This window comes from Luteimonas sp. A537 (genome assembly GCF_054052065.1).
The window spans coordinates 141,298-157,369 of record NZ_JBSVRH010000002.1 but is presented as its reverse complement, the minus strand read 5'-3'; the positions used below and the strand labels follow the sequence as shown (position 1 = coordinate 157,369).

Sequence of the window (16,072 nt, the reverse complement as noted above, 5' to 3'; positions counted from 1 at the left end):
TGCAGGTGCGAACGCAGCGGCGCAGGGCGCGGCATAGCGCACGAGGATCCGACCAGTGAACGGGGTGCCATCGCCGAGGCCCGTCGGCGCGAGGGTCCGATTGTTGGCGGTACTGCGCTGGGGCACGGTGGCGTTGCTGTTGTCGCTGCTGGCGCTCGACTTCGCGTTCCCGCCGCCGCTGCCCGAGGCACGTGACCATGCCACCCTGGTCACCGCGCGCGATGGCACGCCGCTGCGCGCCTTCGCAGACGCCGACGGCGTGTGGCGCTACCCGGCGTCCGAAGCCACCGTCTCGCCGCTGTACGTCGATGCGCTGCTCACCTACGAGGATCGCTGGTTCCGCCGCCATCCAGGCGTGAATCCGGTGGCCCTGCTGCGCGCCGCCTGGCAGGCCGCGGGCAGCGGCCGCATCGTGTCCGGTGGCTCCACGCTGACCATGCAGGTGGCGCGTATCCTCGAGCCGCATCGGCGCACGCTGCCGGGCAAGACGCGGCAGATGCTGCGTGCGATCCAGCTCGAGGCGCACCTTTCGAAGGACCAGATCCTCAGCCTGTACCTGGAGCGCGCGCCCTTCGGCGGCACCATCGAGGGCGTAGAGGCGGCGAGCTGGGCCTACCTCGGCAAGCCCGCTGCGCGGCTGTCGCACGCCGAAGCGGCGCTGCTGGCGGTGCTGCCGCAGGCGCCCACGCGCCTGCGTCCCGACCGGGAGCCCGAGGCGGCACGTCGCGCCCGCGACAAGGTGCTTGAACGAATGGCCGCCAGTGGACGCTGGGGCCGCGCCGAAGTCGATGACGCGAAGGTCGAACCGGTGGTCGCGCGCGCCCTGCAGCCGCCGCTGTCCGCGGCGCTGTTGGCCCAGCGCCTGCGTTCGCGTGATCCGCACGCCGATCGCATCGAGTCGACCATCGACGCCGCCCTGCAGCGCACGCTGGAGGAGCGCCTTGGAAACTACGTCGGCCAGCTGCCGGAACGCACCTCGGCGGCGCTGCTGGTGGTCGAAAACGACACCATGCAAGCGCGCGCCTACCTCGGCACGGCCGCGTTCGGCGACGCCGCGCGCCTGGGTCACGTCGACATGGTGCGCGCGTGGCGCTCGCCGGGCTCCACGCTCAAGCCCTTTGTCTACGGCATGGCGATCGATGACGGCCTGGTGCATTCGCAGAGCCTGCTGGTCGACGCGCCGGAGTCGTTCGGCGGCTATCGACCGGGCAATTTCGATGCCGCATTCAACGGGCCGGTGTCGGTGGCCGATGCCCTGCGCCTGTCGCTCAACGTGCCGGCGGTGGACATGCTCGACCGCGTCGGGCCGGCGCGCTTCGCCGCGCGGCTGGACCACGCCGGGATCGGCCTGCGCTTCCCTCGCGGTGCGCAGCCGAACCTCACGCTGATCCTCGGCGGAACCGGCGCGCGGCTGGAGGACCTGGTCGGCGCGCAGGCCGCGCTTTCGCGCGGCGGGATCGCCGGGCGCGTGCGTTACGCCGCAGGCGAGCCGCTGGTCGAGCGCCGCCTGCTGTCGCCGGGCGCGGCCTGGATCGTGCACGAAATCCTCGCCGCCAACCCGCGTCCGGGCGAGCGCGCCGACACCTTCGACACCGGCCGGCGTCCGCGGGTGGCCTGGAAAACCGGGACCAGCTACGGCTATCGCGATGCCTGGGCGCTGGGCACCACGCGCCGGTATACGGTGGGCGTCTGGGTCGGGCGTCCCGACGGCACGCCGCTACCGGGCCAGTACGGCGCCGTGACCGCGCTGCCCCTGCTGTTCGAGGTGGTGGACAGCCTGCCGCAGCGGCCTGGCGACGGCGCGCGCATGCCGCCGCCGGCCAACGTCACCGGGCGCGAGACGTGTTGGCCGCTTGGCACTGCGGCGGAGGCCCAGCCCGAAGGCGCGTGCCATCGGCGGATGCAGACCTGGGTGCTTGATGGCGCCGTGCCGCCCACGCTGCCCGAGCGCGACGCGCGCAGCTGGGCACCGGTGCTCGAGCGGATCGAAGTGGATGCCGCCAGTGGCCGCCGGCTTACCGCCGGTTGTGCCGGGACGCACGAGCGACGCACGCGCCACGTCGCGCGCTGGCCGGCGCTGGCGTCACCGTGGCTTGGCGCTGCGGAACGCGAGGCCTCGCGCTTGCCGCCACTGGCGCCAGGCTGCAGCGACGATGGCCGCGGCCAGGCGGTGGCGATGCGCATCGAGGGTGTCAACGATGGCGCGCTGCTGCTGCGTGCCCCCGGCTCGGCCAAGCCGCCGCGGCTTGCCCTGCGCGCGGTGGGCATCGACGGCGACGTGCAGTGGCTGCTCAACGGCCGCTGGGTCGGTGAGACCCGCGGCCGCCAGCTGCTGTGGCGCGAATTCGGCGAACCCGGCCGCCAGCAGCTGACCGCGCTGGCCGAAGGCGGCGCCTGGGCCAGCCTGGCCTTCGACGTCGGCGGCTGAGGCCTCAGATCGCGCCGAGCACGTGCTCCGCGGACGACACCTTGAACTCGCCCGGGGCCTCGACGAACAGTTGCTTGACCACGCCGTCCTCGGCGTAGAGCGCGAAGCGCTTGCTGCGCATGCCCATGCCGAAGGCGGTGCCATCCATTTCGAGGCCGAGCGCGCGGGCGAAGTCGCCGTTGCCGTCGGACAGCATGCGCAGGCCCGCCGGAACGCCCTGGCTCTCGCCCCAGGCCTGCATCACGAAGGGATCGTTGACGGCCATGCACGCAACTTCGATCCCGCGCTCGCGAAATTCGTCGAAGCGTTCGACGAAGCCCGGCAGGTGGCGCTCCGAGCAGGTCGGCGTGAACGCGCCCGGCACCGCGAACAGCACCACGTTCTTGTGCGCGAACAGGGTGGGCGTGTCGATGGTCTGCACGCCGTCGTCGATGTGCTTCAGCGTGACCTCGGGGATGGCGTCGCCGGTCTGGATGGTCATGGGGATGGCTCCGTGTTCGCGCGGGTGGCGGGGAATCGCCGCCGCTCGCACCATGGTGCCACGCCGCGGCGGCACGGGCTTGTGTCACGGCCGGTCGCCCCGATATTGCTACCCTGCCGCGGCCGGCACGAAGGTCGCGCACGTGGAGATCGCATGCAGTTCAAGGATTACTACGCCGTGCTCGGCGTCGAGGCCAGCGCCGGCGAGGCCGAGATCAAGACGGCCTACCGTCGGCTGGCGCGCAAGTACCACCCCGACGTCAGCAAGGAGGCCGGGGCCGAGGACAAGTTCAAGGCCGTCAACGAGGCCTACGAGGCGCTGCGCGACCCCGAACGCCGCAAGGCCTACGACCAACTGCGCGGGCGTGGCTACCGGCCGGGCGACGAGATCCATCCGCCGCCGGGCGGCTTCCGCGGCAACGGCGGCGGCGGCCCGGACGTCGACTACGAGGACGTCTTCGGCGGTGGCGGCAACGGCGGCTTCAGTGACTTCTTCGAGAGCCTGTTCCGCCGCCAGGCGCAGCAGCAGCGCGGCGGGCCGGGCTTCGGCAACCCGCCGCGCGGCGATACCCGCGCGCGCCTGGCCGTGCCGCTGGAAACCGTGTACGGCGGCGGCGCGATGCGCATCGCGGTCAACGGCCGCACGCTCGAGGTCAAGGTGCCGCGCGGGATCCGGCCGGGGCAGGTGATCCGCCTGGCCGGGCAGGGCGGCCAGGGCAGCAACCTGCTGCTCGAGGTCGAGTACGCCACCCACGCCCGTTTCGAGGTCGACGGCCGCAACATCATCTACGCCCTGCAGGTCGCGCCCTGGGAAGCGGCGCTGGGCGCGGCCGTCAGCGTGCCGACGCTGGGCGGGCTGGTCGAGCTCAAGGTGCCGGCCGGCTCCGAGGCCGGGCGCCGGCTGCGCCTTCGGGGCCGCGGCCTGCCGGGAACGGGCGGGCAGGCCGATGGCGACCAGATCGTGGAGCTGGAGGTGCAGGCCCCGGTTCCGCGGGACGATGCGCAGCAGGCGGCCTACGAGGCCCTGCGCGAGGCGTTCTCGGGGGAATGGAAGCGCGAGTAGCGCCCGCGTGGCGGAGTGCGGCCCCGGCGCGAGCCGGCGTCCAGCGGCAGAGCCGGGGATCCGGCGCGCGGGCTCAGGCTGCGGCGGGCGGCGTCGGTTCGGTCGCGATCGCCTTGATGATCGTCGCCGACAGCTCGGTGTCGCTGAAGGGCTTGGTGAGATAGGCGCGCGCGCCCTGGCGCATGCCCCAGACCTTGTCGGTCTCCTGGTCCTTGGTGGTCACCAGGATTACCGGGATGTGCTTCGTGGTCGGGTCGCGGGTGATCGAGCGCGTGGCCTGGAAGCCGTTGAGGTTCGGCATCACGACGTCCATCAGGATCAGGTCGGGCAGTTCGCGCTTGGCGGCTTCCACGCCGGCGGCGCCGTCTTCCGCGGTCAGCGCCTCGTGGCCGAGGCTTTCGACGATGCGGCGGATGCCCATCAGCTGTGACGGCGAGTCGTCGACGATCAGGATGCGCGCCATGGTGTTCCCCGTTCAGTTCCCGCGATTGTAGCCCGCGGCGGCGGGCCTGCAAGCAGGGGCCGCCGCGCGGCCCGCGTCTTCAGAGCGTGACCAGCGTCCGCCCGCGGGAACCGCCGGCAAGCATGCCCTCGAATACTCCCGGCAGCCCGTCGAGCGCGACTTCGCGAGTGCAGATCCGCTCGAGGTGGCGCGGCTTCCAGTCGCAGGCCAGGCGGCGCCAGACCTCGTCGCGGATGTCGCGCGCCGTGCCGGCGGAAGCGACGCCCAGGAGCGAGACGCCGCGGATGATGAAGGGCATGACCGTGGCCGACAGCTCGTGGCTTGCGGCCAGGCCTGCGCTTGCGACGTTGCCGTAGGGCGCGGTCTGCGCGAGCAGGCTGGTGAGCATGGCGCCGCCGACGTTGTCGAGGCCGCCGCCGAAGCGGGCGGACTCCATCGGCCGCGTGGTCGCGAGCGCGTCGCGCCCGAGGACCTCGCTGGCGCCGATCTCCTTCAGGTATTCGACCTGGTCCGGCTTGCCGCTGATCGCGTGCACTTCGTAGCCCGCGCTGGAAAAGATGTCGACCGCAAGTGAACCGACGCCGCCGGTGGCGCCGGTGACCGCCAGCGGGCCGAGCGCGGGCTGCTGCCGGTTCTCGCCCATGCGCAGCAGCGCCAGTGCCGCGGTGAAGCCGGCCGTACCGAGGATCATCGACTCGCGCAGCGACAGGCCCGCCGGCAGCGGGATCGCCCACTTCGATTCCACGCGCGCGTACTCGGAGTAGCCACCGTCGCGGGTTTCGCTCAGGCCGCAGCCGGTGACCAGCACCTGGTCGCCTTCGCGGATGGCGGGGTCGGTGGAGGCGACCACGTGGCCGGCGACGTCGATGCCGCCGATCAGCGGGAAGCGGCGCAGGATCTTGCCCTGGCCCGTGCCGGCCAGCGCATCCTTGAAGTTGACCGATGAAAACGCGGTCTTCAGCACGACCTCGCCGGGCGCAAGCTGCTCGATGCCGACCTGCTCGATGCCGCTGCGGTAGCCGGCGTCATCGCTGTGGATGCGGAAGGCGCGGAAGGTGCTGGGAATGCTCATGCCGTCTCCTTGAAACGCCGCCAGGACTGCGGCCCGTTTCGATTATCGGCGATGCAGCTCGTGACAGACCGGCTGTCGCTCAACCGGCCGTTGCAGGACCGGCTTTCGTGGAAGCCGCTATAGCGGCGAAAGCCCTGGCAGCGCGATCGCCGCTATAGCGGCTCCCACAAGAGCAGTGGCGCTGCAGGAACGCTGGCGGCGACCAGGGGCGCGGCCAGTGGGGGCGGCCAGAGTGGGCGGCCGCGGGAGAGGGTCCGCGCTCAGCGCAGTTCGCGGCTTCGCTTCTCGTCGAGCCACTTCGAGGCCTGTGCGGGCTGGTAGCCGCGCATCCATTCGAACATCGCGTCGATGTCGTCGCCGGTCCACATGTCTTCGCGCTGGCCGGGATGCAGGAAGCGCTCTTCGACCATGCGGTCCATCATCGCGACCAGCGGCCGGTAGTAGCCGTTGATGTCGAGCAGGGCGCAGGGCTTCTCGCTGATGCCGAGCTGCCGCCAGGTGAACATCTCCACGATTTCCTCGAGCGTGCCGAAGCCGCCGGGCATCGCCACGAAGGCGTCGGCGAGGTCGAACATGCGCGACTTGCGCTGGTGCATCGAATCGACGACCTCGAGCTCGGTGAGGCCGCGGTGCGCGACCTCCATGTCGACCAGGTGCTTCGGGATCACGCCCACCACCTCGCCGCCCGCAGCCAGCACCGCGTCGGCGATCGTGCCCATCAGGCCGATGTTGCCGCCGCCGTAGACCAGGCGGATGCCGTCCCGCGCCATGCGCGTGCCGAGCGCGATCGCGCCCTCGATGTAGGCGGGATGGGCACCGCTGTTGGAGCCGCAGTAGACGCACAGGCTTTTCATGGGCAGCACTTCTTCCAGGATTGGAAAGGACGGCGCCGGGCAGGGCCCGGCGCTTTGCAGCAGCGTGAAGTCGCGGGCCGGGAAGATGCGCCGGCCCGCGCCTTCAGTTCGCCTTGTGGATCGCGCGCTTGTCGACCGCCATCGCGGCGTCGTGGATCGCCTCCGAAAGGCTCGGGTGCGCGTGGCAGATGCGCGCCAGGTCGTCGGCGGAGCCCTTGAACTCCATCGTCAGCACGCCCTCGTGCACCAGCTCGGAGACGTTGGCGCCGACCAGGTGCATGCCGAGCACGCGGTCGGTTTCCGCATGCGCCAGCACCTTCACGAAGCCCGCCGGCTCGACCATCGCCACCGCGCGACCGTTGGCGGCGAAGGGGAAGCTGCCCGCCTTGTACGGAATGCCTTCTTCCTTCAGCTGCTGCTCGGTCTTGCCGACCCAGGCCAGCTCCGGCTCGGTGTAGATGACCCAAGGGATGGTGTCGAAGTTGACGTGGCCCGGGAGGCCGGCGATCAGCTCGGCCACCGCGATGCCTTCCTCGAAGCCCTTGTGCGCCAGCATCGGCCCACGCACGCAGTCGCCCACGGCCCAGACACCATCGACGCCGGTGTGGCAGTGCTCGTCGACCTCGATCTGGCCGCGCTCGGTCAGCTTCACGCCGCTGCCCTCGGCCAGCAGGCCCTTGGACGCGGCCTTGCGGCCCACGGCGACCAGCAGCTTGTCGACGGTGATCGTCTCCTCGCCCTTCTTGTCGGCGAAGGTGACCTGCACTTCCTTCTTCTTGCCCTTGCCGGTGACCTCGGCCTTCGAGACCTTGGCGCCCAGGCGGATGTCCAGGCCCTGCTTCTTGAACTCGCGCGCGGCGAGCTTCGACACTTCGGCGTCGGCCGCGGCCAGGAAGTCGGGCAGGGCCTCGAGGATCACGACCTCGGCGCCCAGGCGCTTCCACACGCTGCCCAGCTCCAGGCCGATGACGCCGGCGCCGATCACGGCCATGCGCTTGGGCACTTCGGCGAAGTCGAGCGCGCCGACGTTGTCGACGATGGCGTCGCCGTCGAACTTCGCGAACGGCAGTTCGATCGAATCCGAACCCGCGGCGATGATGACGTTGGTGCCGGTCAGCTCGATCTCGCCGCCTTCGTGCTGCGCGACCTTCACCAGCCGGTCGGCGTGCAGGGTGGCGAAGCCGTAGTACGGCGTGACCTTGTTGGCCTTGAACAGCTGCGCGATGCCGCCGGTGAACTGCTTCACGATGGCGTCCTTGCGGCCGACCATCGTGCCGACGTCGATCTTCGCGTCCTTGGCGGTGATGCCGTGCTGGCCGAACACGTGCTGCAGGTTGTGGAACTGGCGCGAGCTGTCGAGCAGCGCCTTCGACGGGATGCAGCCCACGCGCAGGCAGGTGCCGCCCAGCGCCGGCTTGCCGTCCTTGCCCACGCCGGCGTCGATGCAGGCGACCTTCATGCCCAGCTGGGCGGCGCGGATCGCGGCGTGGTAGCCGGCGGGGCCGGCACCGATCACGACAACGTCAAATTGTTCTGCCATGTCTGTTCCTCTCCTTACATGCCCAGCAGCATGCGGTGCGGGTTCTCGAGCTGGTCCTTGATGTCGACCAGGAACTGCACCGCGTCCTTGCCGTCAATGATGCGGTGGTCGTAGCTGAGCGCGATGTACATCATCGGCGCGGCGACCACGGCGCCGTTCTCGACGATCGGGCGCTCCTTGATGGTGTGCATGCCCAGGATCGCGGACTGCGGCGGGTTGACGATCGGCGTCGACATCAGCGAGCCGAAGGTGCCGCCGTTGGTGATGGTGAAGGTGCCGCCCTGCAGGTCGTCGAGCGACAGCTTGCCGTCGCGCGCCTTGGTGGCGTAGTCGCCGATCGCCTTCTCGACGTCGGCGAAGCCCATCCGCTCGACGTTGCGCAGCACCGGCGTCACCAGGCCGCGGTCGGTGGAGACCGCGATCGAGATGTCGGCATAGCCGTGGTAGATGATGTCGTCGCCGTCGACCGAGGCATTGACCACCGGGTACTTCTGCAGCGCGTTGGCCGCGGCCTTGGCGAAGAAGCTCATGAAGCCGAGCTTGACGCCGTGCTGCTTCTGGAAGCTCTCGCCGAGCTCCTTGCGCATGGCCATGACCTTGCCCAGGTTGACCTCGTTGAACGAGGTCAGCATCGCGATCGATTCCTTCGACTGCATCAGGCGCTCGGCGATGCGCTTGCGGATGCGGGTCATCGGCACGCGCTCTTCCGGGCGTGCGCCGCCGGACACGCCCGGGGTCTTGCCCGAGGCGTAGTTGACCAGGTCTTCCTTGGTCACCGCGCCGCGGCGACCGGTGCCTTCGACCTGCGACGGGTCGATGCCGTCCTTGACGGCCGTGAAGCGCGCGCCCGGGGGCAGCTCGCCGGCGCCGCCCGAGGCGGGCGAGGGGCGGGTCGACGAAGGCGCCTTGGCCTCGGCCTTCGCGGCGTCGGCCTTCGGCTGCACTTCCTGGGCGCCCGCGGCCGGCTCGGCCTTGGCCTTGCCCGCGTCGCCATCGTCGGTCTTCGCCGGCGCGGCGCCTTCCTCGATCACCGCCAGCACCTGCTGGCTGGTGACGGTGTCACCTTCGGCGTATTTCAGTTCCTTGATCACGCCGTCGACGAGCGAGGGCACTTCGAGCACGACCTTGTCGGTCTCGAGGTCGACGATGTTCTCGTCGCGCGCGACGCTGTCGCCCACCTTCTTGTGCCAGGTGGCGATGGTGGCGTCGGAAACGGATTCGGGAAGTACCGGTACCTTGATCTCGGTGGCCATGTCTTGAGGCGTCCTGGTCGTTGCTGTAAGCGGTGTGGGGGTCAGTCGGCTGCGAAAACGCTGCCGGCCTTGGAAGTGAGGGCGTCGGCGACCAGCTGCTGCTGCTCGACGACATGGTCGGCGAAGTGGCCGACGGCGGGCGAGGGCGAGCGCGACCGGCCGGCGTAGTGGAGCTCCAGCCCGGCCGGCACGCAGGCCTGCAGATGGTGGCGGATCTGGTACCAGGCGCCCTGGTTCTGCGGCTCTTCCTGGCACCAGACCACCGACGTGGCCTTGCCGTACTTGCCGAGCTCGGCGACCAGCGCCTCGCGCGGGAAGGGATAGAGCTGCTCGACGCGCACCAGCGCCACGTCGTCCTGTCCGCGCTTCTCCTTGTCCTCCAGCAGGTCGTAGTAGACCTTGCCCGAGCACAGCACCACGCGCTTGACCTTCTTCGCGTCGGCCGATGCGTCGCCGATCAGGTGCTGGAATTCGCCATTGGCGAGTTCGTCCAGCGTCGAGACCGCAAGCTTGTGGCGCAGCAGCGACTTCGGCGACATCACCACCAGCGGCTTGCGGGTGGTCATGCGCATCTGCCGGCGCAGCATGTGGAAGGCCTGGGCGGGCGTGGACGGCACGCAGACCAGCATGTTGTCGAGCGCGCACAGCTGCAGGAAGCGCTCCAGGCGCGCCGAACTGTGCTCGGGGCCCTGGCCTTCGTAGCCGTGCGGCAGCAGCAGGGTCAGGCCGTTGATGCGGCCCCACTTGGCTTCGCCGGAGGCGATGAACTGGTCGATCACCACCTGGGCGCCGTTGGCGAAATCGCCGAACTGGCCTTCCCAGATGCACAGGGTGTTGGGATCGGTGGTGGAGAAGCCGTACTCATAGGCCATCACCGCTTCCTCGCTGAGCAGCGAGTCGATGATGGTGGCCCGCTCCGGCGAGTCGACCAGCTGCTGCAGCGGCAGGTAGTAGTTGTCGGTCTTCTGATCGTGCAGGATCGCGTGGCGGTGGGTGAAGGTGCCACGCCCCACGTCCTGGCCCACCAGGCGCAGGCCGAAGCCTTCGTCGAGCACGGTCGCGTAGGCGAGGTTCTCGGCAAAGCCCCAGTCGGCGGGGATTTCACCGGCCGCCATCCTGCGGCGGTCCTCGTAGACCTTGGACACGCGCGAGTGCAGCTGCACGTCTTCGGGAATGGTGGTGATGGCCTTGGCCAGTGCCTTGAGCTTCGCCGGCTCGACCAAGGTGCTGGCCTTGTCGGTCAGCCTGCCGGCCACGAGGGAGCCCCAGTCGACGAACAGGCGGCTCTCCGGCGACGTCTTTCCGACCTCGGCCAGCTCGGTCGTGACCTCGCCCGCGTCAAGCCGGTCGCGATGGCGGTCGACCAGCGCCTGGCCGCCCTTTGCGGGCAGCACGCCGGCCGATTCCAGCTGGTTGGCGTAGAGCTCGCGGGTGGTCTTGTGCTTGCGGATCACCTGGTACATCACCGGCTGGGTGATCGCCGGCTCGTCGGCCTCGTTGTGGCCGTGGCGGCGGTAGCAGACCAGGTCGATCACCACGTCCTTGTTGAATTCCTGGCGGAAGTCGTAGGCCAGGCGCGCGGCGAAGGCCACGGCCTCCGGATCGTCCGCGTTCACGTGCAGCACCGGCGCGCCGATCATCTTGGCCACGTCGGTGCAGTACAGGGTGGAGCGTGCGTCCTCGCGGGCGCTGGTGGTGAAGCCCACCTGGTTGTTGACGACCACGTGCAGCGTGCCGCCGACGGCGAAGCCGCGCGCCTGCGACATCTGGAACAGCTCCATCACCACGCCCTGGCCGGCAAACGCGGCGTCGCCGTGGATCAGGATCGGCATCACCTGGCGGCGGGCCGTGTCCTGGCGACGCTCCTGGCGCGAGCGCACGGAGCCGGCGACCACCGGGTCGACGATCTCCAGGTGCGACGGGTTGAAGGCCAGCGCCAGGTGCACCGGGCCGCCATCGGTGGCGACGTCGGCGGAGAAACCCATGTGGTACTTCACGTCGCCGGCGTGGGCGAGGTCGTTGTGCTCGAACTTGCCCTCGAACTCGTCGAACAGCCGGCGCGGGCTTTTGCCCAGCGTATTGACCAGCACGTTCAGGCGGCCGCGGTGGGCCATGCCGATCACGATGTCCTTGACGCCGTCGCTGCCGGCACTGCGGATCACGGTATCGAGCAGCGGAATCAGCGAATCGCCGCCTTCCAGCGAGAAGCGCTTCTGGCCGACGTACTTGGTGTGCAGGTAGCGCTCCAGGCCCTCGGCCGCGGTCAGGCGTTCGAGGATGCGGCGCTGCTCGTCGGCGGTGTGGCTGTAACGCCCACCTGCGGTTTCCATGCGCTCGTACATCCAGCGGCGCTGCTCGGCCTGCGGGATGTGCATGAACTCGGCGCCGATGGGGCCGGCGTAGGTCGCGCGCAGCAGCGCGAGCAGGTCGCGCAGGCGCATGCGCGGAGCACCGCCAAAGGTGCTGGTGCCGCCAGCGGCAGGCCCGGTGGCGAACTCGGTGTCGAGGTCGGCGTCGGACAGGCCGTGGAAAGGCAGGTCCAGGTCCGGGGCATCGATCTTGTCGGCCATGCTCAACGGATCGGTATCCGCCTGCAGGTGGCCGCGCGAGCGGTAGGCGGTGATCAGCTTCAGCACCGAGCCCTGCTTGCGCTGGGCCTCGAGGTCACCGCCACCGGAGGCCACCACCACGCCGGCCTTGGCTTCCCGGCCGGCGCGGGCGACCGCGTCCATGACCACCGAGTGCGGGACGTCGCCGGCCTCCCGGCCCTGGAAGCCGTCGAACCAGGCCTTCCACTTGTCGCCGACACTGTCGGGGTCAACGAGATACTGCTCGTACAGGTCCTCGATGAAGGCGGCATTGGCGCCGAGCTGGGAGGACTGCGCAAACTGCTTCAATAGATTGGCCACGATGGCGTCGGAAAACTCAGGAAATGAGGGGATGGTCCGCATATGCGGGACGAGTGCCTGTTCAGGCACTCGATCCGGGCAATTATAGCCCTCTGCGCGGGATTGAGGCGCCAGCATCCCGGTTCGAAACGCATTGTTGCCCAGGGGCGAAGGTCGGGCGCCGCGGCAGCGGCCTCGGGTCCCGGCGCGGGGCCAGCCCCTCAGATGCCGAGGGCGCGGTATTCCGTGCAGGGGCGGGCGCGCTCCCAGAAGGGGTCGAACACTCCGCGCAGGTGGCGCGCGCGGCCGGCGCCATCGAGCCGCGTCTCGCCCTCCCAGCGCTGGCCCAGAGGCCGGAAGAAATGGCCGCCGCCATCGTTGGCGACGAAGGCAGAGGCATAGGCGCGGTCGACCTGTTCCTCCACCGCGCGGAAGGCGATCGCGCTGGGCAGCCGCTGGCCAAGGGCGATCAGCGGTGCAAGCGCACGCTGCGGCACCGCCGGCTCCTGCAGCAGGATGCGGATCGCGCACTCGCCGCCGGTGGCGCAGCGGCGGATCGCGGCGACGATTTCCAGCTGGTCGAACAGGCCCGGATCGAGCTCGCGGCTGTAGATGTCGAGATGGCGGCGGGCGCCCGCGATGACGGCCCACGTGGCGGCGATCGCCGCGTCGCGCGAGTCGACCAGGTTGAGTGCGCCCGGCCGCAGGCGCATGGCCTGGTGCTCGATGCCGGCTTCCTGGAAGCGCTCGCCGACGGGCAGGAAGCCGGCGCGCGCATAGAAGCCGACCGCCGCGGCCTGGGCGTGGAGGGTGACTTCGGGCCAGCCCAGCGTCCGCGCCTGCTCCAGCAGCGCCTGCAGCAGCGCGTCGCCGACCCCGCGGCCGCGCCACGTGGGCAGGACCGCCATCCGGCCGATGCCGCGCGCGGGCGTGAGCCGGCCGGTGCCGATGGCATTGCCGGCGTTGTCGCGCGCGATGACGTGGTGGCACGCCGGGTCGAATTCGTCCCATTCGAGCGCCAGCGGCACGCCCTGTTCCTGGACGAACACCGCCTCGCGCACGCTGCGCAGGTCCGGCAGGCCTTCTTCGTAGCCGACCGCGTGGAGGGTGAATGCCTGCGCCGGGGCCATGCGCCTACTCCCCGTCGTCGCTGTCGTCGTCCCCGTCGTCTTCCAGCACCAGCTGGTAATGGCCGGCTTCCAGCAGGGCCAGCACGCAGCCACGCGCAGGCGGGGCCAGGGTGGCATAGGCCTTGTCGCCAAGCACGGGCGCATTGGCGATGGTCGCGGCGTCACCGGCAGGCATCGCGTGGGCCTCGCCGTTGACGTAGAGCCGCGCTTCGTCGCCGGACCGGCGCCAGGCCATGCGCGAATACGGATGGCGGTGGAGCTCGGCGCCGTGCTCGAGGTCCCACTCGACCTCGATGCGCGAGCGCGGCGCGGCGTCGCCCTCGTCGGGAGCGGCGACTTCGCCGCCGTTGCGATACATGGTGATGAAGCGGCCGAACCAGTCGGCCATGCGCTGCGGATCGTCGCTGCGCAGCAGGTCCAGGGCATGGACCACGCGCGCCATCGCGGCGTCGTCGATTTCCGCCGGATCGCCGGGCAGCAGGAGGTCGGGATCCGCGTAGCGCAGGTTGTCGTCGGCGTCGGCCAGCAGGCTGTCGGCAAGGTCACCGAGCAGTTCGGCCGCGGAGGGCGCGCGCATGCCGACCGAGAACGTCAGGCAGGCATCCTCGGCCACGCCGTGGTGCGGCACGTTGGGCGGCAGGTACAGCATGTCGCCGGGGCCGAGCACCCAGTCGTGGGTGACCTTGAACTCGCGCAGCAGCTTGATATCCACGTCGTCGCGGAAGGCGAGCGGCGGCTCCTCGCCGCCCATGGCCACGCTGGCGTCGATCATCCAGCGGCGGTGGCCGAGTGCCTGCAGCAGGAACACGTCGTACTGGTCGACGTGCGCGCCGACCGAGCCGCCCGGTGCCGCGAACGAGACCATGATGTCGTCCAGGCGCCAGCGCGGCAGGAAGCCGAAGTGCTGCAGCAGGCCGGCAATGTCCGGATCCCACTTGTCCACGTCCTGGACAAGCAGCGTCCAGTCCTGCCGTGGCATCGCCGGGAAGACTTCCTCGGCGAATGGACCCTGGCGCACGTTCCATGCGTCGGCGGCACGGTCGTGTTCGATGATGCGGGCCAGCACGCCTTCCTCGCAGGCCAGGCCGGCGAGGTCTTCCGGTGCGATCGGCGAGACGTAGCCGGGGATCGCGTTGCGGATCAGCAGCGGACGCTTCTGCCAGTAGTCACGCAGGAAGTCGGCCGGCGGCATGCCCAGCAGGCCTTTGCCGGTGGCGTCGATCTCGAGCGGCAGGTCGTGGGTGGCGGCCGGGGGCGTCGCGCCGGCGGGCTGCGATGCATCGGCAGCGCGGGGCGCAGCACGGCTGGCGGGCGCCTTCCCGCTGCTGGAGGCTTTGCGTCCGGAGGGTGCCTTGCGGGTGGTCATGGTGCGGGTCTCGTGCGGTTCGCGAGTGCGTGGAGAGGGCGTGGATCCGGCGATATGTGTGAGAGCGGCGATCTTTGTGGGAGCGGCTATAGCCGCGATTGAATCGGCTCAGACCTCGCGGGCAAGGGTGCCCGCGTGGCCCGTGTAGCTGCCGGGCGTCATGTGGAGGAGGCGCTGCTTCGCGTCGTCCGGCAGGTCCAGCCCGCCGATGAACGCGCGCATGGAGTCCGCGGTGATGCCCTGGCCACGGGTCAGCGCCTTGAGCTGCTCGTAGGGACTCGGCAGGCCATGGCGGCGCATCACCGTCTGCACCGCTTCGGCCAGCACTTCCCAGGACGCGTCGAGGTCGGCGGCCAGGCGCTCCGGGTTTGCGCTGAGTTTCCCCAGGCCACGCGCCAGCGCGTCAAAGCCGACCAGCGCGTGGCCGAAGGCGGTGCCGAGTGCGCGCAGCACGGTGGAGTCGGTGAGGTCGCGCTGCCAGCGGCTGATCGGCAGCTTGGTCGCGAAGTGCTCGAACAGGGCGACGCTGATGCCGAAGTTGCCCTCGGCGTTCTCGAAGTCGATCGGGTTGACCTTGTGCGGCATGGTCGAGCTGCCGACTTCGCCGGCCTTCACCGCCTGCTTGAAATAGCCCAGCGAGATATAGCCCCAGACGTCGCGCGACAGGTCGATGAGGATGGTCGCGATGCGCTTCTGCACGTCGGCGATCTCGGCGATGCAGTCGTGCGGCTCGATCTGGGTGGTGTAGGGATTGAAGTCCAGCCCCAGCGATTCGACGAAGCGGCGCGAGAACGCAGGCCAGTCGACGTCGGGATAGGCGGCCAGGTGCGCGTTGTAGTTGCCGACCGCGCCGTTGGCCTTGCCGGTGAGCGATACCGCGACCAGCTGCGCGCGCTGGCGCTCCAGTCGCGCGACCACGTTGGCGAGCTCCTTGCCGACCGTGGTCGGTGAGGCGGTCTGGCCATGGGTGCGCGAGAGCATCGGCAGCGCGGCAAACTCGTGCGCCATGCCGCGCAGGGTGGCCGTGACGCCGTCCAGCGCGGGCAGCATCACGTCGCGACGGGCGGCGTCGAGCATCAGGCCGTAGGAGAGGTTGTTGATGTCCTCGCTGGTGCAGGCGAAGTGCACGAACTCCAGCGCCGGACCCAGTTCGGCGTCGTCGGCCAGGCGTTCCTTGATGAAGTACTCGACCGCCTTGACGTCGTGGTTGGTGGTGCGTTCGATCTCTTTGACGCGGGCGGCGTCGGCGGGTGAGAAGCCATCGGCCAGGGCGCGGAGGCTGGCGGTGGCGCCTTCGTCGAAGGGGGCCAGCTCGGGAATGCCGGGTTCGGCGGCCAGCGCCAGCAGCCATTCCACTTCAACCCGCACGCGGGCGTGGATCAGTCCGAACTCGGAGAACACCGGCCGCAGCGCCTCCACCTTGCCGGCGTAGCGGCCGTCGAGGGGGGAGAGGGCGAGCAGCGGGTTGAGGGCGGGCATGGGCGGTGTCTGGATGCGGGCGGCCGGTCATTCTACCCGGCGTGTGCTGGGGGTGA

General features: G+C 70.2%; 12 protein-coding genes. 2 read left to right on the top strand and 10 right to left on the bottom strand.

Translation table 11 applies throughout. The annotated features are described in order from the left end of the window. Window positions 1-55 precede the first annotated feature (55 nt). Window positions 56-2,428, top strand: coding sequence for a penicillin-binding protein 1C (gene pbpC, locus ACW7GZ_RS04645; protein ID WP_457008098.1), 2,373 nt, complete (start codon window positions 56-58; stop codon window positions 2,426-2,428). A gap of 4 nt (window positions 2,429-2,432) precedes the next feature. On the opposite strand, the gene ACW7GZ_RS04640 is transcribed toward pbpC, so the two are convergent. Beyond that, window positions 2,433-2,909, bottom strand: coding sequence for a redoxin family protein (locus tag ACW7GZ_RS04640; RefSeq protein WP_457003701.1), 477 nt, complete (start codon window positions 2,907-2,909; stop codon window positions 2,433-2,435). Between the two features lie 153 nt (window positions 2,910-3,062). Here ACW7GZ_RS04640 and ACW7GZ_RS04635 point away from each other — a divergent pair, with 153 nt between their 5' ends. Continuing rightward, entirely contained in the window at window positions 3,063-3,971 is a 909-nt protein-coding gene (locus ACW7GZ_RS04635; RefSeq protein WP_457008096.1) for a DnaJ C-terminal domain-containing protein, read from the top strand. Window positions 3,972-4,044: 73 nt separating this feature from the next. Here ACW7GZ_RS04635 and pilH read toward each other — a convergent pair whose 3' ends face one another. From pilH to purB, 9 genes are all read right to left on the bottom strand, one after another. Next, window positions 4,045-4,434 carry a twitching motility response regulator PilH gene (gene pilH / locus ACW7GZ_RS04630; RefSeq protein WP_457003704.1) on the bottom strand — a complete coding sequence of 130 codons (390 nt, stop codon included), beginning with the start codon at window positions 4,432-4,434 and terminating at the stop codon, window positions 4,045-4,047. A 79-nt stretch (window positions 4,435-4,513) separates the two neighbouring features. Beyond that, a complete protein-coding gene (locus ACW7GZ_RS04625) occupies window positions 4,514-5,506 on the bottom strand; it encodes a YhdH/YhfP family quinone oxidoreductase (protein ID WP_457008094.1) in 993 nt (330 codons plus the stop codon). Window positions 5,507-5,766: 260 nt separating this feature from the next. Next, window positions 5,767-6,360, bottom strand: a complete 594-nt coding sequence (locus tag ACW7GZ_RS04620; RefSeq protein WP_457003707.1) for an LOG family protein — start codon at window positions 6,358-6,360, stop codon at window positions 5,767-5,769. Window positions 6,361-6,463: 103 nt separating this feature from the next. Next, the gene (lpdA, locus tag ACW7GZ_RS04615) at window positions 6,464-7,900 is read right to left on the bottom strand and encodes a dihydrolipoyl dehydrogenase (RefSeq protein ID WP_457008092.1); all 1,437 of its coding nucleotides are present in this window, start codon (window positions 7,898-7,900) and stop codon (window positions 6,464-6,466) included. A gap of 14 nt (window positions 7,901-7,914) precedes the next feature. Next, entirely contained in the window at window positions 7,915-9,153 is a 1,239-nt protein-coding gene (gene sucB, locus ACW7GZ_RS04610; protein ID WP_457003710.1) for a dihydrolipoyllysine-residue succinyltransferase, read from the bottom strand. 41 nt (window positions 9,154-9,194) lie between these two features. Beyond that, window positions 9,195-12,062 carry a 2-oxoglutarate dehydrogenase E1 component gene (locus tag ACW7GZ_RS04605; RefSeq protein ID WP_457008090.1) on the bottom strand — a complete coding sequence of 956 codons (2,868 nt, stop codon included), beginning with the start codon at window positions 12,060-12,062 and terminating at the stop codon, window positions 9,195-9,197. Between the two features lie 200 nt (window positions 12,063-12,262). Beyond that, the gene (locus ACW7GZ_RS04600; protein WP_457003714.1) at window positions 12,263-13,171 is read right to left on the bottom strand and encodes a GNAT family N-acetyltransferase; all 909 of its coding nucleotides are present in this window, start codon (window positions 13,169-13,171) and stop codon (window positions 12,263-12,265) included. Between the two features lie 4 nt (window positions 13,172-13,175). Continuing rightward, window positions 13,176-14,537 carry a JmjC domain-containing protein gene (locus ACW7GZ_RS04595; RefSeq protein ID WP_457008088.1) on the bottom strand — a complete coding sequence of 454 codons (1,362 nt, stop codon included), beginning with the start codon at window positions 14,535-14,537 and terminating at the stop codon, window positions 13,176-13,178. 108 nt (window positions 14,538-14,645) lie between these two features. Beyond that, window positions 14,646-16,016 carry an adenylosuccinate lyase gene (gene purB, locus ACW7GZ_RS04590; protein WP_457003717.1) on the bottom strand — a complete coding sequence of 457 codons (1,371 nt, stop codon included), beginning with the start codon at window positions 16,014-16,016 and terminating at the stop codon, window positions 14,646-14,648. Between the last annotated feature and the right edge of the window lie 56 nt (window positions 16,017-16,072).